The organism is Blastococcus saxobsidens (assembly GCF_002938435.1).
Classification (GTDB): Bacteria; Actinomycetota; Actinomycetes; order Mycobacteriales; family Geodermatophilaceae; genus Blastococcus; species Blastococcus saxobsidens.
This window is the reverse complement of the sequence record NZ_POQT01000037.1, coordinates 1-23,913: the sequence shown is the minus strand read 5'-3', so window position 1 is coordinate 23,913 and position 23,913 is coordinate 1. Positions and strand designations below refer to the sequence as shown.

Annotated in this window: 26 protein-coding genes; 11 read left to right on the top strand and 15 right to left on the bottom strand. The window is 74.7% G+C overall.

Features of this window, described 5'->3' with window-relative positions; all coding sequences use genetic code 11:
* Positions 1-17: 17 nt before the first annotated feature.
* The 5 genes from C5507_RS18315 to C5507_RS18295 all read right to left on the bottom strand — a co-directional run bounded on the left by C5507_RS18315 (position 18) and on the right by C5507_RS18295 (position 3,189).
* The gene (locus C5507_RS18315) at positions 18-812 is read right to left on the bottom strand and encodes a TrmH family RNA methyltransferase (protein WP_104529941.1); all 795 of its coding nucleotides are present in this window, start codon (positions 810-812) and stop codon (positions 18-20) included.
* 145 nt (positions 813-957) lie between these two features.
* On the bottom strand, positions 958-1,347 hold the full coding sequence (rplT, locus tag C5507_RS18310) for a 50S ribosomal protein L20 (RefSeq protein WP_104529940.1): 390 nt from the start codon (positions 1,345-1,347) through the stop codon (positions 958-960).
* A 35-nt stretch (positions 1,348-1,382) separates the two neighbouring features.
* On the bottom strand, positions 1,383-1,577 hold the full coding sequence (gene rpmI, locus C5507_RS18305) for a 50S ribosomal protein L35 (RefSeq protein WP_104525481.1): 195 nt from the start codon (positions 1,575-1,577) through the stop codon (positions 1,383-1,385).
* Between the two features lie 92 nt (positions 1,578-1,669).
* Positions 1,670-2,347: a translation initiation factor IF-3 gene (gene infC, locus C5507_RS18300; RefSeq protein ID WP_242611008.1), complete on the bottom strand. Its 678-nt coding sequence runs from the start codon at positions 2,345-2,347 to the stop codon at positions 1,670-1,672.
* Between the two features lie 353 nt (positions 2,348-2,700).
* Positions 2,701-3,189, bottom strand: coding sequence for a PH domain-containing protein (locus C5507_RS18295; RefSeq protein WP_242611007.1), 489 nt, complete (start codon positions 3,187-3,189; stop codon positions 2,701-2,703).
* Positions 3,190-3,241: 52 nt separating this feature from the next.
* On the opposite strand from C5507_RS18295, the gene C5507_RS18290 reads away from it, so the two are divergent.
* From C5507_RS18290 to C5507_RS18270, 5 genes are all read left to right on the top strand, one after another.
* A complete protein-coding gene (locus C5507_RS18290; protein WP_104529939.1) occupies positions 3,242-4,297 on the top strand; it encodes an MBL fold metallo-hydrolase in 1,056 nt (351 codons plus the stop codon).
* Entirely contained in the window at positions 4,276-4,872 is a 597-nt protein-coding gene (locus tag C5507_RS18285) for a uridine kinase family protein (protein ID WP_104529938.1), read from the top strand. The genes C5507_RS18290 and C5507_RS18285 overlap by 22 nt, the downstream gene beginning before the upstream one ends.
* A gap of 110 nt (positions 4,873-4,982) precedes the next feature.
* Positions 4,983-5,723 (top strand): GAF and ANTAR domain-containing protein, encoded by a 741-nt coding sequence (locus C5507_RS18280; RefSeq protein ID WP_104529937.1) that lies wholly within the window; start codon positions 4,983-4,985, stop codon positions 5,721-5,723.
* Complete coding sequence (locus C5507_RS18275; RefSeq protein WP_207225689.1) at positions 5,720-7,153, top strand: PP2C family protein-serine/threonine phosphatase; 1,434 nt, start codon at positions 5,720-5,722, stop codon at positions 7,151-7,153. The genes C5507_RS18280 and C5507_RS18275 overlap by 4 nt, the downstream gene beginning before the upstream one ends.
* 93 nt (positions 7,154-7,246) lie before the next feature.
* The gene (locus C5507_RS18270) at positions 7,247-8,371 is read left to right on the top strand and encodes a uroporphyrinogen-III synthase (RefSeq protein WP_207225688.1); all 1,125 of its coding nucleotides are present in this window, start codon (positions 7,247-7,249) and stop codon (positions 8,369-8,371) included.
* Between the two features lie 218 nt (positions 8,372-8,589).
* Here C5507_RS18270 and C5507_RS18260 read toward each other — a convergent pair whose 3' ends face one another.
* Positions 8,590-9,987 (bottom strand): nitrate/nitrite transporter, encoded by a 1,398-nt coding sequence (locus C5507_RS18260; protein ID WP_104529936.1) that lies wholly within the window; start codon positions 9,985-9,987, stop codon positions 8,590-8,592.
* A 146-nt stretch (positions 9,988-10,133) separates the two neighbouring features.
* Here C5507_RS18260 and C5507_RS18255 point away from each other — a divergent pair, with 146 nt between their 5' ends.
* The gene (locus C5507_RS18255; RefSeq protein ID WP_104529935.1) at positions 10,134-10,952 is read left to right on the top strand and encodes a hypothetical protein; all 819 of its coding nucleotides are present in this window, start codon (positions 10,134-10,136) and stop codon (positions 10,950-10,952) included.
* On the opposite strand, the gene C5507_RS18250 is transcribed toward C5507_RS18255, so the two are convergent.
* A complete protein-coding gene (locus tag C5507_RS18250; RefSeq protein WP_104529934.1) occupies positions 10,938-11,606 on the bottom strand; it encodes a class I SAM-dependent methyltransferase in 669 nt (222 codons plus the stop codon). The genes C5507_RS18255 and C5507_RS18250 overlap by 15 nt on opposite strands.
* Complete coding sequence (locus tag C5507_RS18245) at positions 11,603-12,550, bottom strand: NAD(P)/FAD-dependent oxidoreductase (protein ID WP_104529961.1); 948 nt, start codon at positions 12,548-12,550, stop codon at positions 11,603-11,605. Before C5507_RS18245 ends, C5507_RS18250 begins: the two co-directional genes overlap by 4 nt.
* A gap of 66 nt (positions 12,551-12,616) precedes the next feature.
* Between C5507_RS18245 and C5507_RS18240 the strand changes: the two genes are divergently transcribed.
* Positions 12,617-13,192, top strand: a complete 576-nt coding sequence (locus C5507_RS18240; RefSeq protein ID WP_104529933.1) for a helix-turn-helix domain-containing protein — start codon at positions 12,617-12,619, stop codon at positions 13,190-13,192.
* A gap of 47 nt (positions 13,193-13,239) precedes the next feature.
* On the opposite strand, the gene C5507_RS18235 is transcribed toward C5507_RS18240, so the two are convergent.
* Genes C5507_RS18235 through C5507_RS18225 form a run of 3 tightly spaced genes read right to left on the bottom strand, consistent with a single transcriptional unit; the run spans position 13,240 to position 18,694 of the window.
* On the bottom strand, positions 13,240-13,566 hold the full coding sequence (locus tag C5507_RS18235; RefSeq protein ID WP_104529932.1) for a Rieske (2Fe-2S) protein: 327 nt from the start codon (positions 13,564-13,566) through the stop codon (positions 13,240-13,242).
* Positions 13,563-16,088 (bottom strand): nitrite reductase large subunit NirB, encoded by a 2,526-nt coding sequence (gene nirB, locus C5507_RS18230; protein ID WP_104529931.1) that lies wholly within the window; start codon positions 16,086-16,088, stop codon positions 13,563-13,565. Before nirB ends, C5507_RS18235 begins: the two co-directional genes overlap by 4 nt.
* Positions 16,088-18,694 (bottom strand): molybdopterin oxidoreductase family protein, encoded by a 2,607-nt coding sequence (locus tag C5507_RS18225; protein WP_104529930.1) that lies wholly within the window; start codon positions 18,692-18,694, stop codon positions 16,088-16,090. The genes nirB and C5507_RS18225 overlap by 1 nt, the downstream gene beginning before the upstream one ends.
* Positions 18,695-18,819: 125 nt before the next feature.
* Here C5507_RS18225 and C5507_RS18220 point away from each other — a divergent pair, with 125 nt between their 5' ends.
* The 4 genes from C5507_RS18220 (at position 18,820) to C5507_RS18205 (ending at position 21,086) form a co-directional block, all read left to right on the top strand.
* Complete coding sequence (locus C5507_RS18220) at positions 18,820-19,473, top strand: GNAT family N-acetyltransferase (protein ID WP_242611364.1); 654 nt, start codon at positions 18,820-18,822, stop codon at positions 19,471-19,473.
* 24 nt (positions 19,474-19,497) lie between these two features.
* Positions 19,498-20,394, top strand: a complete 897-nt coding sequence (locus C5507_RS18215) for an alpha/beta hydrolase fold domain-containing protein (RefSeq protein WP_104529928.1) — start codon at positions 19,498-19,500, stop codon at positions 20,392-20,394.
* A gap of 73 nt (positions 20,395-20,467) precedes the next feature.
* Positions 20,468-20,743: a DUF1905 domain-containing protein gene (locus C5507_RS18210; protein ID WP_104529927.1), complete on the top strand. Its 276-nt coding sequence runs from the start codon at positions 20,468-20,470 to the stop codon at positions 20,741-20,743.
* 46 nt (positions 20,744-20,789) lie between these two features.
* Positions 20,790-21,086: a DUF1905 domain-containing protein gene (locus tag C5507_RS18205; protein WP_104529926.1), complete on the top strand. Its 297-nt coding sequence runs from the start codon at positions 20,790-20,792 to the stop codon at positions 21,084-21,086.
* 3 nt (positions 21,087-21,089) lie between these two features.
* Here the strand turns inward: C5507_RS18205 and arfB are convergent, their stop codons facing one another.
* From arfB to yidD, 4 genes are all read right to left on the bottom strand, one after another.
* A complete protein-coding gene (gene arfB, locus C5507_RS18200) occupies positions 21,090-21,530 on the bottom strand; it encodes an alternative ribosome rescue aminoacyl-tRNA hydrolase ArfB (RefSeq protein WP_104529925.1) in 441 nt (146 codons plus the stop codon).
* Between the two features lie 5 nt (positions 21,531-21,535).
* The gene (locus C5507_RS18195) at positions 21,536-22,573 is read right to left on the bottom strand and encodes an aminoglycoside phosphotransferase family protein (protein ID WP_104529924.1); all 1,038 of its coding nucleotides are present in this window, start codon (positions 22,571-22,573) and stop codon (positions 21,536-21,538) included.
* A gap of 43 nt (positions 22,574-22,616) precedes the next feature.
* Entirely contained in the window at positions 22,617-23,120 is a 504-nt protein-coding gene (locus C5507_RS18190; protein WP_104529923.1) for a hypothetical protein, read from the bottom strand.
* 101 nt (positions 23,121-23,221) lie between these two features.
* Complete coding sequence (gene yidD / locus C5507_RS23210; RefSeq protein WP_242611006.1) at positions 23,222-23,719, bottom strand: membrane protein insertion efficiency factor YidD; 498 nt, start codon at positions 23,717-23,719, stop codon at positions 23,222-23,224.
* Positions 23,720-23,913 lie beyond the last annotated feature (194 nt).

Sequence of the window (23,913 nt, the reverse complement as noted above, 5' to 3'; positions counted from 1 at the left end):
GGGGCGACGGGGTCCTTCTACTGGGCGAGCTGGGTGGTGTAGAGGCAGATGGCGGCGGCGGCCGCGAGGTTGAGGCTCTCGGCGCGGCCGCGCATCGGGATCCGCACCCGCGCGTCGGCCAGGGCGGCGAGCTCCGCCGGCACGCCGCGCGCCTCGTTGCCGAACAGCCACAGGACAGGTCCGGCGAGCCGCCCGTCGGCCACGAGCGCGGGGAGCTCCACCTCGCCCCCGCCGTCGGCCGCCAGCACGGTGACGCCGGCCGCCCGCAGCGCCGGCAGGAGCGTCTCCAGCGGAGCACCGCGGACGACGTCGACGTGGAAGAGGCTGCCGGCGCTGGACCGCACGGCCTTGCCCCCGTACGGGTCGGCCGAGCCGGCGCCGAACACCACGGCGCCGGCGCCGCAGGCGTCGGCGGTGCGCAGCACGGTCCCGGCGTTGCCCGGGTCCGCGAGCTCGGCCAGGGCGACCGACAGCCGCGGCGGCGGCGTCGTCGTCAGGGACTCGGCGGATACGTCGCGCAGCTCGCAGACGGCGACCAGCCCCTGCGGGGTGACGGTCTCCGACAGGCCGGCGGCCGCCTTGTCGGTCACCCACCGGATCGGCACCGTGGTGCCGGCCAGCAGGTCGCGGTGCGCGGCCGCGGCGACCTCGGTCGCGAAGACCTCCCGGACGCCGTCCGGCCGGGCGAGCGCCTCGGCCACGGCCTGACGTCCCTCGGCGAGGAACAGCCCCGCGGCGTCGCGCCCGTTGCGACGGGTGAGCTTGCGGGCGGCGGCCACCCGGCCGGACCGCTCGGTCAGCAGCTCGGCCATGCGGTTCCCCTTCTCGGCGAGATCGGCGGTGTGGCCGCGCTCGGCAGCCCGGTGCGCCGGGATCGGCCCGACAGACGCCGACGCCGCCGGTGCCGGCCCGTGAGGACCGTCACCGACGGCGTCGGGCGGTGGTGCAGGTCCAGGCTCAGGCGGCCTGGGCGCCGGTCGCCTCGGGGTTCGCGGCGAGCGCGGCCCGGGCGGACTCCACGAGCGCGGCGAAGGCAGCCGGCTCGTTCACGGCGAGCTCGGCCAGGACACGGCGGTCCAGCTCGATGCCGGCCAGCTTGAGGCCCTGCATGAACCGGTTGTAGGTCATGTCGTTGAGGCGAGCCGCCGCGTTGATGCGGGTGATCCACAGCTTGCGGAAGTCACCCTTGCGCGCCTTGCGGTCGCGGTAGCTGTAGGTCGCGGAGTGGAGGATCTGCTCCTTGGCCTTGCGGTACAGACGCGAACGCTGTCCCCGGTAGCCGCTGGCGGCCTCGAGGGTCGTCCGGCGCTTCTTCTGGGCGTTGACCGCCCGCTTCACGCGTGCCACGTGAGAGCTCCTGTCTTCTCGTCAGTAAAGGGCGGTCAGAGACCGAGCAGCTTCTTCATCCGCGGCGCGTCGGCCTTGGACAGGACGCCGATCCCGCTCACGCGGCGCTTGCGACCCGAGGACTTGACCTCGAACTTGTGCTGGTTGTTGGTGTGCTCGCGGACGAGCTTCCCGGAACCCGTCACGCGCACGCGCTTCGCCGTGCCCTTGTGGGTCTTCTGCTTCGGCATGTCCCTCGTCCTGTTCGTCTGTCGTCAGTCTTCGGCCCCCCTTCAGGGGCCCACCGCGAGCTCGCGAGCGGTGGGGGGAAGGGGGTCCTCTTTCAGGCGGTGGGCGCCTGCTCCTCGGCCTGCTCGCCCTTGGCCGGTCGGGCCTTGGCCGCCTGTGCCTGCTGCTGCAGCGCCTGTGCGTTCTTGTGCGGGGCGATCACCATGACCATGTTCCGGCCGTCCTGCTTCGGGTTGGACTCGACGACGCCCAGCTCGCTGACGTCGCCGGCCAGCCGCTGGAGGAGGCGGTAGCCCATCTCCGGGCGCGACTGCTCGCGGCCGCGGAACATCACGGTGATCTTGACCTTGTCGCCGCCCCGGAGGAAGCGCTCGACGTGGCCCTTCTTGGTCTCGTAGTCGTGCGGGTCGATCTTGAGGCGCAGCCGCATCTCCTTGATGACGGTGAGCGCCTGGTTGCGCCGCGACTCACGCGCCTTCTGGGCGGCCTCGTACTTGAACTTGCCGTAATCCATGAGCTTGCACACCGGCGGCCGGGCCATGGGAGCGACCTCGACGAGGTCGAGCTCGGAGTCCTGGGCCAGTCGCAGTGCTTCGCCGATCGACACGATGCCGACCTGCTCGCCCTCGGGACCGACCAGGCGGACCTCGGGGACGCGGATGCGGTCGTTGATGCGGGGCTCGGTGATGGCCTCTCCTCTGCTGCAGCATGGGAGGAGTCGCTGGCCCACCCGGGCGCCGACGGGCAGAAGGCCCCGTGAGCAGCTGCTCACGGGGCCCACTCGCCGGTGGCCCACGACCCGTCAGGGTGCGTGCGCACGCGAGGACCGACCGGTGGCCGATCTTCGCGATCCGGGACCTGGGCGCCCCGGAGGGCGTCAGGTGGGAGCGGGCTCCTCTTGGATAGCGGCCCGGGGCGGGGCCGCTGGTGGTTCGCGCGCCTCGATGTAGCGGGGAGGCACGCCCACTCTACAGCGTCGTGGGGCCGGCGGCGCATTCCCCCTCGGCGACGTGCTGGAACGGCCCCGTCCAGAGGCTCGCCCAGAGCGTGGTGAGGTGATGGAACGGCCACCCTTCAGGGCCCCGCGCCGAGCGTGCGAGGCGTGGGGGGAAGGGTGGTCCTTCTTCAGTCGTCGTAGAGCAGCGGAGGCCGGACCGGGTCGTTCGCCCGGGCCGCCGCACGCAACGACCGCAGCCCCTCGACCGCGCGCACCGCGTGCTCCTTGTCGTAGGACTGCAGGCCGAGCAGCGAGACCTCGTCGCCGTTCTCCAGCAGCAGGGAGCCCCAGGCCGACTTGCGGTCGAACCGCACGGCCCGCACCGCCGACCACGGGATGTGGTGCTGGACGACCAGGTTGAGCACCCGCACACCCTCGGCGTCGGCGTCCACGCGGAACCGCCCGAAGAACAGCAGGCCGGCACCGAGGACGAGGCCGAGCCCGGCGATGGCGACCTGGTCCACGACGCCGTAGTTGACGACGGTGTTCTCCGTCGAGGGCAGCGACAGGGCCACCAGGCCCATCACGACGACGACGACCACGGCCAGGACAGCGAGCAGCTGCCGCATCCGCCGGGGGACGGCGGACACCTGGGAAGGGACCTCGGGACCGGACACGCGGCCATTCTCCCAGCCGGGCCCCCGGAGCCGGCTGGCAGAGTGCGCGGGCGTGGAGATCACCGGCACCGCCCAGCACGCGGCCTGGGAGGCGCGCACCCTCCCCCCGGTGGAGCAGCTGCGGCCCGACCTCTGGTCGATCCCGGTCCCCATCCCGCACAACCCGCTGCGCTACGTCAGCACCTACGCGTTCGCCCTCGACGGCGGCGGTCTCGGGCTCCTCGACACCGGCTGGGAGAGCGACGACGGCTGGCGGGCGCTCACCGAGGGGCTGGCCTCCATCGGAGGCGGGGTCGGCGACCTCCGCGGGGTGCTGGTCACCCATCTGCACTTCGACCACCTCGGGCTGGCCGCGCGCGTGCGGGAGGCGAGCGGCGCGTGGGTGGCCATGCACCCTGCGGACGTCGACATCGTGCGCCGCCTCACCACCACCGGGGCGCGGTCCGCCGTCGACGGCGAGGTGGACTTCCTGGTGGGCCTCGGCGCACCCCGCGAGGAGGCGCTGAGCGACGTCGGCGGCGCGGAGAACCTGGCCGGCTTCCACCGCATGGCCGTGGCCGACCGGCTGCTGGAGGACGGCGCCCGCGCGGACTTCCCGGGATGGGACCTGCGGGCCGTGCACACGCCGGGCCACACCCCCGGGCACCTCTGCTTCGCCGAGCGGCGCACCGGCCTCTTCTTCTCCGGCGACCACGTGCTGCCGCGGATCAGCCCCAACATCTCCAGCGGCCCGGGCTCGGGCCCCACCGGCGACCCGCTGGGCGACTTCCTCTCCTCCCTGCAGGCGGTGCGCGACGTGGCGGCCACCGAGGTGCTGCCCGCCCACGAGTGGCGTTTCCGGGGGCTGACCGACCGCGTCGACTCGCTCACCGCCCACCACGAGCACCGGCTCACCGAGCTCCTGGACGCCATCCGCGCCCACCCGAACTCGACGCCCTGGGACCTCGCCTCGCACCTCACCTGGTCCCGGCCGTGGGAGCAGTACGCCCGGCGGATGCGGATCTTCGCCGTGACCGAGACCGACGCCCACGTGCGGCTGCTGGCCCGGCGCGGGCTCGTCGTCGGCAGCGACGGGCCGGTGCCCACGTGGACCCTCGCCGCCCGCTGACCGTCGGCGGGCTCGCCGACGAGCTGCTGGCCGCTCCCCCGCTCCTCGGCGGCACGCGGCTGGTCTGCGTCGACGGGCCCGCCGGGTCGGGGAAGACGACGCTCGCCGGCCGGCTGGCCGCGGCGCTCGGCGGGACCGCCGAGGTGGTGCACATGGACGACGTCTACGCCGGCTGGACGCTCACCGGGGCGATCGCCCGGCTGGGCGCCGGCGTGCTGCGGCCGCTCACCGCCGGACGTCCCGGCGCCTACCACCGCTACGACTGGACCACGGGCCGCTTCGCCCCGGAGCCGGTGCCGGTTCGGCCGGCTCCCGTCCTGCTGGTGGAGGGCTGCGGCAGCTCCCCCCGCCGGTGGGACCCGTGGACGACGCGGCGCGTGTGGGTCGAGGCACCCGACGCGCTGCGGGTGGCCCGCGGCCTGGCGCGCGACGGCGCGAGCATGGCCGTGCACTGGCACCGGTGGCTGGCCACGGAGGCCGCCGAGTTCGCCCGCGAGGACACCCGCGGGCGGGCGGACCTGCGGATCGACGGCACGGCGGCCGTCTCCTGGGACGGTCTGGGCCTGCTCGACTGAGCGGGTCCCACCGCGGTCGACCAGGTTTGGGGCACCGCTTTTCTGCGCACCCGAGGACCACCTCGAGTCGAACAGCCGGCCGCGCGGGTGCTGCAGGCGGAGGGCGACTCGTGAACACGATCCGACCGGCTGGTCCGGGCATCCCGCTGTCCCGGGAACTCGCCGGGGTCTTCGCGCGGATGTCCGGCCTGCTGCTGTCCGAGGAGACGGTCGAGACCTCGCTGACCCTGCTCAGCTCCCTGGCGCACGAGACGGTGCCGGGGTCCTGCGGCGCGGGGGTCTCCGTCATCGAGGGCGGCCGGCGGACCTCCGCCGGTTCCACCGACGACCGGGTGCGCGATGCCGACGGCCTGCAGTACGAGCTCGACGAGGGTCCCTGCCTGGCGGCGACGGCCCAGCGCGAGCTCGTCGTCGTCGACGATCTCCGGGCGGAACGGCGCTGGCCGCGCTGGACCGCGGCGGTCGCCCCGCTCGGGCTGCACGCCGCGCTCAGCGCGCCGCTGGTCGCCGGCGACACCACCGTCGGGGCGATCAAGGTGTACGCCGACCATCCGGGCGCCTTCGACACCCGCAGCAGGGAGCTGCTGGTCATGTTCTCCGCCCAGGCGGCGCTCCTGGTCGCGAACGTGCAGTCCGCCGAGCGGGCCATGCGGCTCTCCGAGGCGATGCGGCAGGCGGTCCGCGACCGGGACCTGGTCGGGATCGCCAAGGGGGTGCTGATCGGTCGCCACGGGATCGACGAGGAGGCCGCCCTGCGCATGCTGGTGGCCAGGAGCCAGCACGACGGGATCCTGCTCGCGGGTGCCGCCCGAGCGGTGGTCGACTCCGCCGTCCGCCGGCGCCGGCCGTGACCGAGGGGCTCCAGCGATCGGCCGTGACGGCCGGGTTCTCCCGCGCCGAGCTCACCCTCGAGCAGCTGTGGGTGCGCTACTTCGCCCTCGGCGGCACCGCCGACCTGACCGACCTCGATGCCTACCTGCACGGCCTGTCGACGCTGCCGGACGCCCAGTGCGACCTGCTCGCCCACGCCGTCAACGAGCGGCTGGACGAACTCTTCACCCGGCACCGGGTGCCCTACACCCGGGCCATCCGGCAGAACCGGCCCGCGACCGGGACCCTCGCCGCCCTCGCCACCCTCCTCGAGGCGGTCGGGGACGCCCCGCCCGAGCGGCTCCCCGCCCTCGTCGCCGAGGCGGGGCGGCTCATGGACGTCGACGTGTCGATCCACCGGATCGACCACGAGCAGCGCTGCCTCGTCCGGCTGGGGTCCTCGGGGGCGTCGGGCAGACGCCGGCTGGGGGTCGACAGCACGATCGCCGGCCGGGCGTTCCGGACCCAGCAGGTGGTCGCCTCCGACCGGGAGGGCCACCCGTGCCTGTGGGTCCCGGTGCTCGACGGTGCTGACCGGGTCGGTGTGCTGGAGGTCCGGGTGCAGCACCGGGCCGCGCTGCACGATCCCGCGCTGCGCGAGCAGTGCTGGTCGCTGGCCTCCCTGCTGGGGCACCTGCTGGTCTCCATGGAGGCCTACGGGGACGGCCTGGAGAGCCCGCGCCGCTCGCGCGCCATGTCACCGTCGGCCGAGCTCCTGTGGCAGCAGCTCCCCCCGCTCACCGCCGCGACGGACTCCTTCGTCCTCGCCGGCCGGCTGGAGCCGAGCTACGACATCGGCGGTGACGTCTTCGACTACGCGCTGTCGCAGCAGACGGTGTCGCTCGGAATCTTCGACGCGGTGGGGCACGGCACACCGGCCGCGCTCATCGCCGCGGCGACGCTCGCCGCGTACCGGAGTGCCCGGCGGGACGGCCGCAGCGTGTTCGACCAGGCCCGGGCCATCGACGACGTGGTGTCGGAGAACTTCCCCCGGAGCCAGTTCGTCACCGGCCTGGTCGCCGAGGTCGACATCCCCTCGGGCCGGCTGCGCTACGTCAACGCCGGCCACCCGTCCCCGCTGCTCTTCCGCGACGGCCGGCTGGTCAAGGAGCTGGGCGGCGGCCGGCGGGTGCCGTTCGGGTTGGACACCGCGGGGCTGACGGTCGGCGAGGAGGTGCTGCAGCCCGGCGACTGGCTGGCCCTGTACACCGACGGCATCACCGAGGCGCGGGACGCGTCCGGCGCGTGGTTCGGGGAGGCGAGGCTCACCGAGTTCCTCCGCCGGGCGATCGCCGGCGGGCACCCACCCGCGGAGACGGTGCGCCGGCTCACCAGCGCCGTGCTCGAGCACCAGGGCGGGCTCCTGCAGGACGATGCGTCGGTCCTGCTCGCGCGGTGGAAGCAGCCGTGACCCGCCTCACCCGGTGCACCCCGCGGCCCGTGCCGGACACATCCTCGTAACGGCGGGGCCTCACCATGGTGGCACCGGACCGAGGGGGAAGACGTGACCGTGACCGAGCAGGACCAGGCGGCCCCGGCGGAGCTGCCGCTGGCCGGCTACACGGTGGCCGTCACCGCCGCCCGCCGCAAGGAGGAGCTCGGCGCGCTCCTGGACCGGCGCGGGGCCCGGGTGGTCTACGCCCCCGCGATCCGCATCGTGCCGCTGTCCGACGACACGGAGCTCGTGGCCGCCACCCGGCGGGTGCTGGCGGCGCCGGTCGATCTGGTGGTGGCCACGACCGGGGTCGGCTTCCGCGGCTGGCTGGAGGCCGCCGACGCCTGGGACCTGCCGCTGGTCGAGCACCTCACCGGGGCCCGGGTGCTGGCGCGCGGCCCCAAGGCCCGCGGCGCCATCCGCGGCGGCGGCCTGGTGGACGCGTGGTCCCCGGAGTCCGAGTCGTCCGCCGAGGTGCTCGAGCACCTGCTCTCGGGGGCGGAGGGACCGCTGGAGGGACGGCGGATCGCCGTCCAGCTGCACGGCGATCCGCAGCCGGAGCTCGTCTCGGGGCTGCGGGAGGCCGGCGCCGACGTGCTGACCGTCCCGGTCTACCGCTGGGTGCTGCCCGAGGACGTCGGCCCGCTGCAACGCCTCGTCGCGGCGATCATCGGCGGCGGGATCGACGCGGTCACCTTCACCAGCGCCCCCGCCGCGGCGAGCCTGCTGCAGGTGGCCGAGGAGATGGGCCACCGGGACGCCGTGGTCGCCGCCCTGCGCGGGCGGGTGCTCGCCGTCGCCGTCGGCACGGTCACCGCCGGCCCGCTGGCGGCCGCCGGGATCCCGAGCGTGCACCCCGAGCGCTCCCGGCTGGGCGCGCTGGCCCGCGAGGTGGTCGCCCGGCTCCCCGAGCGGGACCCGGTGCTCACCGTCGGCCCGCACACGCTGCAGGTCCGCGGGCACGCCGCCGTCGTCGACGGCCGGCTGGTGGAGCTGGCGCCCGGGGCGCTCGCGGTGCTGCGGGAGCTGGCCCGCCGGCCAGGGCACGTCGTCGCCCGTCCCGACCTGGTGGCCGGCCTGCCCGGCGGCGGGGACGAGCACGCGGTCGAGATGGCGGTGACCCGACTGCGGGCGGCGCTCGGCGCCCCGCTCGTCGAGACCGTCGTCAAGCGCGGGTACCGGCTGAGGGTCTGACCGGGCTCAGCGGAGGTCGAGGCGCATGAGCACCGCGGGAAGCCGCCCGCCACCGACGTCGTGTCCGCCGCCTTGGTGAAGCCGGCCCGCTCGCACAGGGACCGGGTGCCGACGTAGGCCATCGACATCGGGATCGATGATCAGGGGACCTGATCGTTCCGGTCCTCCCTCGCGGTCGACGGTGAGGGAGGACCCGGAACGGTGAGGGCGGACGTCGTTCAGATGCGGCCGAGGGGGCGGCCCGGGCGCAGGTAGACCGCCCAGGTGACCGCCACGCAGACGACGTAGAAGGCGATGAACACCAGGTAGGCGGAGTCGCCGGTACCGGTGGTCATGAAGGACTGCCGGAACGCCAGGTTCACCAGCACCCCGCCGAAGGCACCGACGGCGCCGGCGATGCCGATGAGCGCACCGGACATGCGCAGGGCGTGCCGCTCGGCCGCCTCGGGGTCCCCGCGGTCGGCCACCTGCTGGAGCGCCTGGGACCGGAAGATCGCCGGGATCATCTTGTAGGTCGACCCGTTGCCCACCCCGCTGAGCACGAAGAGCAGGACGAAGCCGACGACGAACAACGGCAGCGACCGCACCTGGCTGGCCGTCCAGACGACACCGGCCCCCAGCGCCATGGCGACGAAGGTCCAGCAGGTGATGCGCGCGCCACCGAACCGGTCGGCCAGCGAGCCGCCGAGCGGCCGGATCAGCGAGCCCAGCAGCGGCCCCAGCCAGGTGAGCGACGCGGCGGCCAGCGGGGTGGCGAAGGAGTCGGTGAACTGGTTCTGCAGCACCTGCCCGAAGGCGAACCCGAAGCCGATGAACGAGCCGAACGTGCCGATGTAGAGGAACGACATGATCCAGGTGTGCGGCTCGCGGGTCGCCTCGCGCATGGCCCGCGGCTGGTTGCGCGCCGTCGTCAGGTTGTCCATGAGCAGGGCCGCGCCGACGGCGGCGACGACGATCAGCGGCACGTAGACCCACAGGACCAGCCGCGGGTTGCCCGCCCCAGCGGTGGCCAGCACCAGCAGACCGACGAGCTGGATGACCGGCACCCCCAGGTTGCCGCCGCCGGCGTTCAGGCCGAGCGCCCAACCCTTGAGCCGGTCGGGGTAGAACGCGTTGATGTTGGCCATGGAGCTGGCGAAGTTGCCGCCGCCGACACCGGCCAGGCAGGAGACGACCAGGAGGGTCGTGAACGAGACGCCGGGCTCGAGCACGGCCGCCGTCGCGATCGTCGGCACCAGCAGCAGCCCCGCGCTGACGATCGTCCAGTTCCGGCCGCCGAACTTCGCGACGGCGAAGGTGTACGGGAGGCGCACGAAGGCGCCCAGGGCCGTGGGCAGCGTGGTGAGCAGGAACTTCCCGGCCGGATCGATGCCGTACACCGCCTCGGGCAGGAACAGCACCAGCACCGACCACAGGCTCCAGATCGAGAATCCGACGTGCTCGGAGAAGACGGAGAAGAACAGGTTGCGGCGGGCCACGCGGCGGCCGGTGGACTTCCAGAACTGCGGGTCCTCCGGTCGCCAGTCGTCGATCCATCCACCCGCCCGGACCGGGGCGGGGGGCGCGACCGGGGCGGCCGGGCTGCTGGTGGAGGACGGGCGGGGAGGAGCAGTCATGCGAGGACGGTGACGCCCCGGCGTTTCCCCGGCGTCGCCCCGCGGGACACCCCGTGTTCCGTTTCGCTCACCGCGGCTGCCCCGCTGTGGTGAGGCCGCGGCCGACCGGCTCGCACCACCGCCCCGGTAGCGGCGAAGATCGCCGGGTGACCGCCGCCGAGGAGCCCGTCGAGCAGACCGCCGTCGAGACGCCGCCCGCCGGGCGGGCCGTGATCGAGGCCGGCACGCCGGTGGCCGGCTCGATGAGCCGCGCCGCGGCGGCGGTGGTCTTCGAGCCGGCGACCGCCCGGGTGCAGGTGGACGAGCAGTTCGCCGCCGTGCTGCGCGCGGCCGCGGACGACGCCGCGGGGGTCGTCGTCGGACGGGAGCGGGTCCGCGCCGGCGCCGTGCTCGCGTTCGCCGTCGAGCACGCGGCCACGGTGCACCGCGCCGGCCGGCCGGTGCGCACCGACCGGTACTTCACCCCGCGGCCGGGCAGCCGGTCGGTCGCCGAGGAGCTGACCGAGGCCGTCGCCGCCGCCGCCCGGCGCGCCACCGACGAACGACGGGTCCGGCACCTGGGCTACCTGCTCGCCGAGGTCACCGTCTCGGCCGATCTGGACGCCGACCTGGTCACCCGGGCGCTGCGGCTGTCCGGGTGGCTGAGCTGGCGGCAGCTGGCCCTGCTCGCCGCGGTGGGACGCCGGGACCGGGTGCCCCTGCCGATGACCCCGCTGGAGGATGAGCCGCGCGCCTGGACCGCCTGGGGTGCCCGGGAGGACCTGGCCGACCTGCAGCGGGCCGGGCTGCTCGACCCGCCCCCCGCCCAGCCGCGCCCGGGTGGCGCTGCGCTCCCCCGGCTGCGTCCCGCCGACCTCCGGCTGACCCGCTCCGGGGTGCTGGTGCACCGCGTGCTGGTGCTGGAGGTGCTGCGGGACGAGGCCGTCGCCGCCGCGCTCGCCGACCTGGGCCTACCGCGTTCCTGACCGCCGCGCGACCAGCACGGTGTCCGGCACCGGGTTGCCGGTGCGCTCGGCCGCTGCGTGGTCGCGGTCGCGCGTCTCGGTGACGACGTCGCGCCACTCCCCCGGTTCCAGCACCGCGGCGACGTCGTCGGCGGTGTAGAGCGCACCGGCCTCGTGGGCGTGCGCGTGGCCGTGACCCCACCCGTCGCCGTGCTGGTGACCGACCACGAGCAGGGTGCCGCCCGGCGCGACGGCCGCCGCCAGCCCCCGGAACATGCGCGATCGGTCGGTCCAGGTCGCGTGCAGGTAGTGCGCCGTCACGAGGTCGTAGGAGCCCTCCGGCGGCGTCCAGACGTCGAGGTCCTCGTGCACCCAGTCGATCCGGTCGGCGAGCTCCAGCTCGGCGGCTTTGACCGCACCCCGCTCCAGGGCGACGGGCGAGAAGTCCACGGCGGTGACCCGCCACCCGCGGGAGGCCAGCCAGAGCGCGTCACCGCCCTCCCCGGCTCCGGCGTCCAGCGCGCGGCCGGGCGGCAGATCGGTGGCCTCGACGACGAGCTGCCGGTTCGGCCGGCCGGTCCACACCGCGGGGGCCGACCGGTAGAGCTCGTCGTAGGACTCCCGGGTGACGGCGGGCTGCTGCGCCGTCCCGTGCTCGTGCTCGTGCTGGCTCATGCCGCCACGCTCCGCTCCTGCGCCACCGCGTGCGCGGTCTCCTCCTCGATGAGGTCCGCGTTCAGCATCGCGCCCGCCTTGAGCCCCTGGGCCGCCGCGACGATCACCTGGGCGCTCATGTCGCCGACGTTGCCCGCCACCCAGACGCCCGGGACGTCGGTGCGCCCGGTCGGATCGGCCTGAAGGAAACTGCCCACGACGACGCCGTTCATCTCCATCGGCACCGGCACCGCGCCCAGGCCGGCGACCAGGTCGGCGTTGGCGGTGAACCGGGGGGTGACGACCACCGCGTCGCGGGCCACCAGCTCGCCGGAGGCCAGCCGCACGTCGGCGCCCCCCTCCAGGCCGGTCACCTGGTCCCGCACGACGCGGACGCCGCGGGCCGCCAGCTGCTCGATCTCCTCGTCGGTCGGCTCGACGCCGGTGTGCACGAAGAGGACGACGTCGTCGGTCCACTGCCGCCACATCGTCGCCGCGTGCACGCCCATCGCACCGGTGCTCACGATGCCGACGGCGCTGTCGCGCGCCTCCCAGCCGTGGCAGTACGGGCAGTGCAGCACCGTGCTCCCCCACCGCGCGGCGACACCCGGGACGTCCGGGAGCTCGTCGGTGAGCCCGGTGGCCAGCAGCAGCCGGCGCGCCCGCGCGGCCGCCCCGCCGTCCAGCTCGACCCGGAACCCGTCGTCCTCCCGGTGCACCGCGGCCACCCGGCCGGTGACCACCGTGCCGCCGTAGCCCTCGACCTCACCGCGCCCGATCGCCAGGAGCTCGGCCGGGGGCGTGCCCTCCCGGCCCAGGTAGTTGTGCACGTGCCCGGCCGGGGCGTTGCGGGGCTGCCCCGCGTCCACCACCAGCACGCTCCGCCGCGCGCGGGCCAGGGTCAGTGCCCCGCTCAGCCCCGCCGCGCCGCCTCCGATGACCACCACGTCGTACCGCTCGTCCATGCCGACCACTGTCGGCCCGGAGCGCGACTATGGCAAGCATGCTTGCCGATATGGCAAACTCCCTCCATGACCGACGACGACGTCCTGCAGAACGTCGGCCCACGGCTGCGAGCGCTGCGCACCGAGCGCGGGGCGACCCTCACCGACGTCGCGGAGACGACCGGCATCTCGGTCAGCACGCTGTCCCGGCTGGAGTCCGGCGGGCGCCGTCCCACCCTGGAGCTGCTGCTGCCGCTGGCGCGCAGCTACGGCGTCGCCATCGACGACCTGGTGGACACCCCGGCACCGGCCGATCCCCGGGTGCACGGCCGCCCGATCACGCGGGACGACGGCATGACGATGGTGCCGCTGACCCGGCAGGCCGGAGGGCTGCAGTCCTACAAGATGGTCCTCCCGCCGCGGTGGCGGGTGGACGACACCGAGCAGAAGACGCACGAGGGCTACGAGTGGCTGTACGTGCTGTCCGGCCGGATCCGGCTGCTGCTGGGCGCCCGTGACTTCGTCCTCGGGCAGGGCGAGGTCGTCGAGTTCGACACCCGGGTGCCGCATGCCTTCTCCAACCCGTTCCCCGAGCCGGCCGAGGGGCTGGTCCTCTTCGGCCCGCAGGGCGAGCGCATGCACGTCCGCGCTCGCCCCGCCTGAGACCGAAAGTGCACTAACTGCCCGGCGGAAAGTGCACTAACCGCCGGTCAGAGGGTGACGACGAGCGCGCCGTCCGCCTCGTGGACGGCGAAGACCCTGATGGGGGCGGTACCGCTGGTCGAGGAACCGTCGGCCCACCGGTAGGCGTACTGGTGCAGCGGGCAGACCAGCACGTCGACGTCGGTCTGCCCGTCGGCCAGCGGACCGCCGGCGTGCGGGCAGGCCGCCTGGGTCGCGTGCAGGGAGCCGTCGCGCAGCCGGAACACGGCCACCTGCTCCCCGCCGGCGACGAAGGTGCGCCCCTCCCCCGGCGGGACGTCCTCGACCCGTCCCACGACGTGCGCAGTGGTGGTCCGCTCCTCGGTGAGGCTCATCGGACCGGCACCTTCGGCAGCGCGACCAGCGGCAGGGCCGGCCGGAACTGACCGGGGGTCGCGGGTTCGGCGGCGTCCTGGCCCCACGGATCCCGGTAGGCGTCGATCGCCCGCTGGATCCCGGCGTCGAGATCGGCGCAGAGGCCCTCGGCGTCCTCGAGGAGCACCCTCTTGATCTTGTCCAGGCCGACCCGCGGCACGAAGTCGTAGGTGCGCTCCAGCCAGTTGGCGTTCTCCCGGTAGTACTGCAGGAACCGGCCGGTCAGGGTCATCACCGCCTGCGGGGAGTCGACGGTGGCCAGCAGGTCACCCTTGCGCACCGTGGCGCCGGCCGCCCCGCCCACGTAGACCTCCCACCGGCCGCTGCCGACGGCCACGACGCCCACGTCCTTCACGTAGGCCTCGGCGCAGTTCCGGGGGCAGCCGACCACGGCCATCTTGATCTTCGCGGGGCTCTCGATGCCCTGGAACCGGGTCTCCAGGTCGATCCCCAGCTGCGTGGAGTCGTCGAGGCCGAACCGGCAGAAGTCCGAGCCGACGCAGGTCTTCACCGTGCGCATGCTCTTGCCGTAGGCGTAGCCGCTGGGCATGCCCAGGTCCGACCACATGGCCGGCAGGTCCTCCTTGCGGACGCCGAGCAGGTCGATCCGCTGGCCGCCGGTCACCTTGACCATCGGCACCTCGTACTTCTCGGCGACCTCGGCGATGCGGCGCAGCTGCGCCGGCGTCGTCACCCCGCCCTTCATCTGCGGGACGACGGAGAACGTGCCGTCGCGCTGGATGTTGCCGTGGACGCGGTCGTTGATGAACTCGGCGTCCTTCTCCGGGATGTGGTCGTGGCCCCAGACCATCTTGAGCAGCGAGGTCAGGCCCATCTTCGACCTCGCGTCGTCCTTGCCGTTCGGTGCCAGCGTCGCGAAGACCGCCGACACGCTGCGCAGGTCGTGCTCGCGGATGGCGCGGATCAGCTCGGGCTTGGGCATCGGGACGCCCGGCACGTAGTACGAGGCGGCCGGGTCCTCGGCGAGCTCGCCGTCGGCCGCCCACTCGACGATCTGCTTCACCAGGGACGTGCAGGAGCCACAACCCTTGCCGGCGCGCGTGCGGTCCATGACCTCACCGACGCTGCCGCAGCCGCCGCCGACGGCGCCGCAGATGTCGCCCTTGGAGACGCCGTTGCAGTTGCAGACCTGCGAGTCGGCGGGCATCTCGGCGACCCCCACCTCCGCCGCGCCGTCGGAGAGGTCGACCAGCAGCCGGATCCGCTCCTCGGGCAGCGGCGCGCCGCGGTCGAAGGCCTGGGTGAGGAAGGCGACCTTGCGGGTGTCGCCGAGCAGGGTGGCGCCGACCAGCCTGTCGTCGCGGATGACCACCGAGAGGTGCACGCCGCGCTTCGGTTCGGAGATGACCAGGAACTCGTCGTCGTCCCGCTCGGGGGTGCTGACGCCCATGACGGCGACGTCGACGCCGGCGACCTTGAGCTTCGTCGCCGTCCGGCTGCCGGTGTAGTCCGCGGCCGGGTCGGTGCCGGTGAGCACGTCGGCGAGGACCTTCGCGTGCTCCCAGGCCGGCGCGACCAACCCGTAGACCTCGCCGCGGTGCTGGGCGCACTCGCCGATGGCGTAGACGTCGGGGTCGTCGGTGCGCAGCTGGTCGTCGACGACGATCGCCCGCTGCACCTCGAGGCCGGACCGGACGGCGACGTCGGTGTGCGGCCGGACGCCGGCGGCGACGACGAGCAGGTCGCAGTCCAGCCGCCGGCCGTCCTTCAGCACGACGCCCTCGACGGAGTCCGCGCCGAGCACCTCGGTGGCCAGGACGTCGAGGTGCACGGTGATGCCGAGGGACTCCACGCTCCGCTTGAGGATCGCGCCGGCCTCGGCGTCGAGCTGGGCGTTCATCAGCCACGGCATCGCGTGCACGAGCTCGACCTGCAGCCCGTGGCCCTGCAGCGCACGGGCCGCCTCCAGCCCGAGCAGCCCGCCGCCCATCACCACGGCGCGGGTGCACCGGCTGGTCGCCTCGAGCATCGCCCGGGTCTCGTCGATGGTGCGGAAGCCGTACACGCCGGACAGCAGCGAGCCATCGTCCCGGCGGACCCCGGCCATCGGCGGGACGAAGGAGTAGCTGCCCGTGGCGAGCACCAGGTGGTCGTAGCCGGTCACGCTGCCGTCGGCGGCGTGCACCTGCTTGGCGGCGGTGTCGATCCGCTCGACCCGGACGCCGGCCCGCAGGTCGATGCCGTTGTCGGTGTACCAGTCGTGGGGGTTGAGCACGATCTCGTCCTCGGACGACTCACCGGCCAGGACCGGCGACAGCATGATCCGGTTGTAGTTGCCGTGCGGCTCGTCGCCGAAGACGGTGATGCGGAACTGGTCGCCGCCGCCCCGCTCGAGCACCTCCTCCACGAAGCGGGCACCGGCCATGCCGTTGCCCACCACGACCAGCCGGCCGCGGGGGTCGAGGTCGTCGTCCAGGTGGAGCGCGGTGGCGCCGGCCGGGCGGGCCCCGAGGACCCGCATCAGACCTCCACCAGACCCAGGTCCACGACGATCTCGCCGGTGACGCCCTCCGGGGCAGCGGCGTGCAGCTCCACGACCGAACCGCCGACCAGGTCCTCGACCACCCGCAGCGGCACGTGCGTGTCGGCCTTCGCCCCGATCGGGAACCAGCGCATCGGTTCGCCGTCGCGGACCAGGAGCACGTAGACCAGCTCGCCGGTGGAGTTGCCGCCACGGAAGTACAGCGCCTGCGCGCTGCAGCCGGCCGGCACCGTGTAGCGCAGCGCCGGGTCGATGGGGCCCGGCTTGGCCAGCCCCTCCCCGGTGAGCGGGAAGACGCCTTGCAGGAAGCGGGGTGTGCTCTTCACGGGAGTTCTCCTGGTGAGCGGGTCGGTCGGGGTCGAGCGGGACGGTGGATGGGCTCGCGGGGCGACGGCGACCCGGTGGGCGGCCGGTCGCGGCTGGGCGGCGGCGGGGGGCGGGGGGATGCGTTCCTCGGGTCCGCTCACCCGCCGGACGGCGACGGCGCAGACCTTGAAGGCCGGCATCCCCGAGACCGGGTCCAGGGCGCCGGCGTCGGTGAGCGCGTTGGCGCTGGCCCCGCCGCCCCAGTGGAACGGCACGAACACCACGTCGGGGCGGATGGTGTCGGTGACGGAGGCGTGGAAGCGGGCGCGGCCCCGGCGGGTGGTCAGCTCGACGACGTCGTCCTGGGCGATGCCGAGCGCGCGGGCGAGGTCGGGGTGCAGCTCGGCCCGCGGTGTGGGGGCGACCAGCTGGAGGCTGCGCGTGCGCCGGGTCTGGGTGCCCGACTGGTACTGGGCCAGGACCCGGCCGGTGGTGAGCACGTAGGGGTGCTCGGCGTCGGGCCGCTCGTGCGCGTCGACGTGCTCGACGCGGACGAACCTCGCCCGGCCGTCGGGGGTGGCGAACCGCTCGCTGAACAGCCGCGGCGTGCCGGGGTGGTCGTCGGCCGGGCACGGCCAGAAGACGCCCCGCTCCTCCTCGATGCGCCGGTAGCTGATGCCGGAGTAGTCGGCCGCTCCCCCGGCGCTGGCCCGGCGGAGCTCCTCGAACACCGTCTCGGGGTCGCCGCTGAAGTGCCGGCCGGCGCCCAGCCGCCCGGCCAGCGTGGCCAGCAGCTGCAGGTCGTCGGGCACGCCGTCCGGCGGGTCGAGCGCCTTGCGGCGGCGGATCACCCGGCCCTCGAGGTTGGTCATCGTGCCGTCCTCCTCAGCCCACATGGCGCTGGGCAGGACGACGTCGGCGAGCTCGGCGGTCTCGGAGAGGAAGAAGTCGCTGACGGCGAGGAAGTCCAGGTCGCGCAGCCGGCTGATGACCCGGCGGGCGTCCGGCGCGCTGACCGCGACGTTGGAGGCGAGGACCAGCAGCGTCCGCACGCCGCCGTCGGTGCCGAGCGCGTCGAGCAGCTCGAAGGCGCTCCTCCCCGGCATCGGCAGGTCGTCGGGGTCGACCCCCCAGACGGCGGCGACGTGCGCGCGGGCCGCGGCGTCGGCGAGGCTGCGGTAGCCCGGCAGCTGGTCGGCCTTCTGCCCGTGCTCGCGCCCGCCCTGACCGTTGCCCTGGCCGGTGACGGTGCCCCAGCCGCTCCCCCGCCGGCCGGGCAGCCCGAGCGCGAGCGCCAGGTTGATCCAGGCCTGGGCGGTGTCGGTGCCCGAGCGGTGCTGCTCGGCGCCGCGGGCGGTGAGGATCATCGCCTTGTCCGCGCGGGCGAGCGCGAAGACGGTGCGCCGCTGGTCGGGGACGGGCACGCCGGTCAGCCGTTCGACCCGGTCCGGCCAGTACGCGGCCACGCCGGCGCGCACCTCGGCGAAGCCGGTGGTCCGCGCGGCGACGTAGTCCGTGTCGACCAGGCCCTCGGCGATGGCGATGTGCAGCAGCCCGTTGGCCAGCGCCAGGTCGGTGCCGGGCAGGGGCTGCAGGTGCAGCGACGCGTTGCGGGCGGTCGCCGTGCGCCGGGGGTCGACGACGACGTGCTGGGCTCCGCGCTCCCGGCCGGCGTCGAACCACTGCATGGCCGGCGGCATCGTGTCGGCCGGGTTGCTGCCCACCAGCACCACGACGTCGGCCTCGGCGATGTCGCTCAGCGGGAACGGCAGCCCCCGGTCCAGCCCGAACGCGCGGTTGGCCGCCCCCGCCGCCGACGACATGCAGAACCGGCCGTTGTAGTCGATGGCGGAGGTGCGCAGCGCGACGCGGGCGAACTTGCCGAACTGGTAGGCCTGCTCGTTGGTCAGCGAGCCGCCGCCGAAGCAGCCCACGGCGTCGTTACCGGAGGTGGCCTGGGTGCGCCGGATGGCCCCGACGAGCCGGTCCAGCGCCTCGTCCCAGGTCGACTCCACCAGCGGGCTGGTGCGGTCCCCGGCGACGGCCCGGACCAGCGGGCGGGTGAGCCGCTCGGGGTGGTCGAGCAGCTCGGCCGACGACCAGCCCTTGGAGCACAGCCCGCCGCGGTTGGTCGGGAAGTCCAGCGGCACGAGGGTCGCGGGGCGGTCGCCCGCGGTGACGGCCATCCCGCACTGCAGCGAGCAGTACGGGCAGTGGGTGTCCGTCGTCCGGGTCGCCCGGACACCGGGGACGGCGGCGGGCGGGACGGGAGCGGACACGGGACCGAGCGTCTGCCGACGGCGTTTCCCGGTGACGGCCCCGGCGTCAACGCTGGGTTCCGTTCACCTCACGGCGGCCGGCGCGCGGGTGTGCGGGGCGGCCGTGGTCGAATGCCGGGGTGACCATGGGACCGATCGTCCGGCGGATCGACGACCCGGACGAGCCCGGGCCCGACGTCCGGCTCGCCGAGCAGCGCGACGTCCCGGCCATCGCCGCGACGTTGACCGTCGCCCTCGCCGACTCCCGGTGGACCCGCTGGGCGCTGCCCGACGACGGCCGCATGCAGCGGCTGACCCGCCTGAACGAGCTCGACGCGGCGCACCGCGGGGTGGCCACGCAGACCGCCTGGATCACCGAGGACGTCGACGCCGTCGCCGTGTGGGAGCCACCGGCCGGGGCCGAGGGCACCCGCCCCCTGCCCGACGACGTCCGCTCCGCGATCGCCCGGGAGCTGCCCTACCTGGGCGCCGGCCGTGCGCGGGTCGTGGCCGAGACCGAGGCGCTGGTGACCGCGGCGCTGCCGGACGGGCCGCACTGGCGGCTGCGGCACCTGGGGGTGCGGCCGTCCGCCCGCCGGCGGGGCCTGGCAGCCGCGGTGCTCGCTCCGGTGCTGGTGCGCTGCGACGCCGAGAAGACCCAGGCCGCCGTCGCCGTGACGAGCTGGGCCAACGTCCGCTTCTTCCGCGGGTTCGGCTTCCAGCCCACCGAGACCACCCGGACCACCGACGACGAACTACCGCTGTGGGTGCTCGTGCGCGAGCCGCTCGCGCTGAGCTGATCACCCTCCCCTCGAGAGGACCTCGTGCCCAGTTCCGCCAGCCGTCTGCTGCCCCCGCTGTTCCGCCTGCTCGGCTTCCGGCGGGAGTTCGACCACCCGGAGGCCTTGCTCGAGGGCGTGCGGGAGCGGCTGCTGCGGCCGGTCCCGTACGGGCCCCCGCGCGGGTTGCGGTCGGTGCGGATCGAGCGGGACGTGGAGCACGGGACCGGCTGGCCGGTCTACCGGGTGCTACCCCGGAACCGGACGCCGACCGGCGCGGCGGTCTACGTCCACGGCGGCGCCTGGGTCAACCAGATCCACCCGCTGCACTGGCGGCTGGTCGCCGGCCTCGCCGCCCGCAGCGGCGCCGCGATCACCGTGCCGATCTACCCGCTCGCGCCGATCGGGACGGCGGCGGTGGTGGTGCCCGCCGTCGCCGACCTGGTCGGCGGGCTGGTCCTCCGCCACGGCGCCGGGCAGGTCACCGTGCTGGGCGACTCGGCCGGCGGGCAGATCGCGCTGTCCGCGGCGCTGCTGCTGCGCGACCGGGGTGTGCCGCCGCACCGCACCGTGCTGATCTCCCCCGCGCTGGACCTCACCCTGGCCAACCCCGGCATCGACCTCGTCGAGCCGACCGATCCCTGGCTGGCCCGCCCCGGCACGCACGCGGCCATCGACCTGTGGCGGGGCGACCTGCCGAGGACCGACCCGGTGGTCAGCCCGCTGTTCGGGGACCTGGCCGGGCTCGGCCCGCTGACGGTGTTCAGCGGCACCCGCGACATCACCAGCCCGGACACCCGGCTGCTGGTCGAGCGTGCGCGTGCGGCCGGTGTGCACGTCGACCACCACGAGGAGGAGGGGCTGGTCCACGTGCACGCGCTCCTGCCGGTACCGGAAGGCCGGCGGGCGCGACGGCTGATCGTCGACGTCCTCACCGGCTGAGGCACCGGTTGGGCGCGGCGGCCGTGCGACGCCGCTGCGATGAGTTCTCGGCGCGCGCCCGGTCGGAGGATGCATGAGCAGCCCCCTGGACCTCACCTTCACCGCACCCATCGAGAAGGACGGCGCCTTCCCGACGTATCTCGTCGTCCCCGGTTCCGCCGTCGTGCTCGGCACCCGACGGGCGGTGAAGGTCACCGGCACCGCGGACGGGCACGAGTTCGCGGCCACCCTGATGCCCTCGGGCACCGGACCGCACTGGCTGCCGCTGCGCGCGGCCATCTGCTCGGCGATCGGCAAGCACCGCGCCGGTGAGCAGGTGACCGTCCACCTGCGGCAGCGGCTGGGCTAGCCCCCGGAGCTCACCACGCCGGTCACCACCGGAGAGGACCCCGATCATGAACACCAACGCGCACGACGCCGGTCGCCTCGACCGCGCATTCACCGCCGTCCTGCAGCAGAGCGGCGCCAAGGGCGGCTGGACCTATGTCGTCATGCCGGGCTCCGCCGAGTACTTCGGCACCCGGGGCCTGGTCAAGGTCGCCGGGACCATCGACGACGAGCCCTTCACCACCTCCTTCATGGCGCTGGGCGACGGCACCCACAAGCTGCCCGTCGCCGCAGGCATCCGCCGGGCGATCGGCAAGGGCGCCGGCGACACCGTCGCGGTCCGCCTGACCGAACGGCTTGCCTGAGCCCTAGTCCCAGGAGCCGCGCTGCTTCTTGAGCTGGCCGCGCTGCTTCTTGGCCTGGATCCGGCGCTCCTGGGACCCCCTGGTCGGCTTCGTGCGCCGCCGGGCGGGTGCCGGGGGCGCCAGCGCCGCGCGCAGCACGGCGGCCATCCGCTCGCGCGCGGCCTGCCGGTTGCGCAGCTGCTGCCGGTGCTCGCTGGCGGCGAGGGTGAGGACGCCGTCGACCATCCGGTTCCCGAGCCGACCTGCCAGCCGGGCGCGCTGCGGGTCGCTCAGCCCGGGGATCTCGAGCGGGCGGACGGACAGCTCGACCCGCGAGTCCGCCGTGTTGACCCCCTGGCCGCCCGGACCCGAGGACCGGGAGAAGCGCCAGGAGAGGAGCCCCGCGGGGACCACCAGGGAACCGGTGACCGGCAGGTCACCGGAGGCGTCGTCGATCGCGGGCACGACGGTCAGTCTCCCGGATGCCGGTCCGGCTCCGCCGACAGCGGGCCGGGCGCCAGCTGCTCGGCCGTCCAGCCGGGCACCGCGTCGGCCCACTCCGCGCGCTCGTCGGCGTGCACGCCGTGCAGGATGCGCCGCCACGTCAGCGCGCGCTGCAGCGGGCCGACCCGCAGCGCCAGGACGCACAGCTCGCGGAGCTCGCCGGGCGTGCCGAAGCTGCGCCACTCGTCCAGGTAGGCGTCGCGGAGCCGCACGAGCACCGGGTCGCCGTGCGGCACACCCAGTCCGTGGGCGACCATCCGCAGCGCGACCAGGAGGACGAGGAACGGGTGCCCGACCGAGGCGTCGCCCCAGTCGAAGAACCGGTGCCGGCCCGCGGCGACGAAGACGTTCGCGTCGTGCAGGTCGTCGTGCTGCAGGCTGCCCGGCACCGGGCCCCCGGCCAGGTGCCCGCAGGCGTCGGCGTAGTTCCCGAGGCGGGCCCGCAACTGCCCGCGGACCTCCGCGGTGAGCCCACCGGGCTGCCCGACGAGCTGCGCCTCGTCGTCGGCGAGCAGCTCGGCGACCAGCGCGGGCAGCCGCTCGGGCCGGTGGTCGGGGACCCCGAGCGCGACCATGGCGTCGGCGTGCGGTGCCACCGCGATCTGCAGCCGCGCGTGGTCGCGCACCATCACCTCCCAGGCGGCCGGACCGCCGGTCCCGGCGGCGCGGAGGGTCGGCCCGCCGTCCGGCAGGAGCACGAGCCGGCGCTCGCGGTCGACCGCCAGCGGAACGACCACCCGGTCGGGCACCCAGCGGCCGAGCGCCTCCGCCAGCGGCGGCTCCTGCGCCGAGCCGGGTCCGACGGACTTCAGCCAGGCGAGGCCACCGCGCACCGGCAGCCGGAAGACCGTCGACCAGGCACGGACGTGCGGCTGCTCCGGCCCGCCGGCGAGCGGCCGGCCGACCCGCTCCAGGTGGGTGGTGGCCCAGGACAGGGCAGCATCCCGCCACCGCTGGTCCTGCCAGGTGGCCGCGCCGCTCGTCCCTGGTCCGTCGACGAGCACCGGACGACGGTAGTGCCGGGCACCGCAGGTGCTCAGCCCCCGGCTACGCGGGCTGCACCTCCACGGCCGTCACGTACGTGTCGCCGTCCCACTCCTCGTAGGCCTCGTCGCCGAGCTCCAGGTCGAACTCGGACCCGACCTCCGCCGGGTCGAAGTCGTCCTGCGGGGTCGCGGCGACGGTGACCTGGCCGCCCGCCGTCAGGTCCTCGACGGGCTGCTCGGACACCACGAGCAGCGGCGTCACGTCCTCTCCGCCCGGCGCGGTGAGGGTGAAGGTGGAGGGGCCGAGGACCTCCCCCACGTCGCCGCGGAGGGTGACCTCCTGGCCGTGGTAGGCCTCGATGTCCTCGGCGAACTGCTCGTCGTAGACGCCCGTGTAGGGGTCGGCGAGGTCCTCGCTGCCGCGCACGTCGGCGACCTCCTCCTCGAGCTCGGGATCCGTCGCCGTCTCGTCGTCCCCGCAGCCGGCCAGGACGACCGTCCCGGCGGTCGCGACCGCCATCGCGATCGCGATCGCTCGGGGGGTGCGTCGGGCAAGGGTGCGCATGGCGGTTCTCCTCGGGTCGGGAAGGCGGCGCCGCGGCTCGGCGGCGGACGCGGGGAGGGTTACCCGCGAGCCGGGCGTGGTCACTCGCCATCTCTCATCCGTCATGGGAACGCAACGCCGACCGGATCGGCTCCCCCGGCGGCGCCCGGGCGGCAGCGGAGGAGCCGCCGCACGGTGAGCCACGTGCCGCGCCTCGCGCCGTGCGTCTCCAGCGCCTCGATCGCGTAGGCCGAGCAGGTGGGCGTGAACCGGCAGCACGGCCGGCGCTTCGGGCTGATCTCCCGCTGGTAGTACCGGACCGCCGCCACCAGCCGGGCCGCGGCGCCGCTCCCCCGCTGTGCTGCCCGGACGGCCGGCAGCGACCGCGGCGCCACGAGCAGCAGCTCCATGCCGCACCCGATCGCGTTGGCCAGGCAGCACCCGGTGTTCAGGAAGAGCAGGTCCCGGAAGCAGGAGTCTTCGCGACGGCCGTGGCCGTACCCCCGCGGTGGCCCGTACCCGCGGCCGTAGTGGCCGGCGTAGTGGCCGCGGTACCCGCCGTAGCCCCGGCGCGAACGTCGCCGCCTGGGACCCCAGCCACTGCTCCAGATGAAGACCATGGCTGGCAGGTACCGCGGTTGCCCGAGGTCCATGCGCGGCCCAGTTGCCCCCGGTCGACCGCGATGATGATCAGGAGACAGTGAGGATGTGGGTGAGCCCCGCAGCGACCGTTCCTGACCCTTCAGGAGACTGACTTCGGGTCTTTATCCGGATCTGTCGGTTCGGTTGCTGCGGGGCTCGCTGCACTCACCAG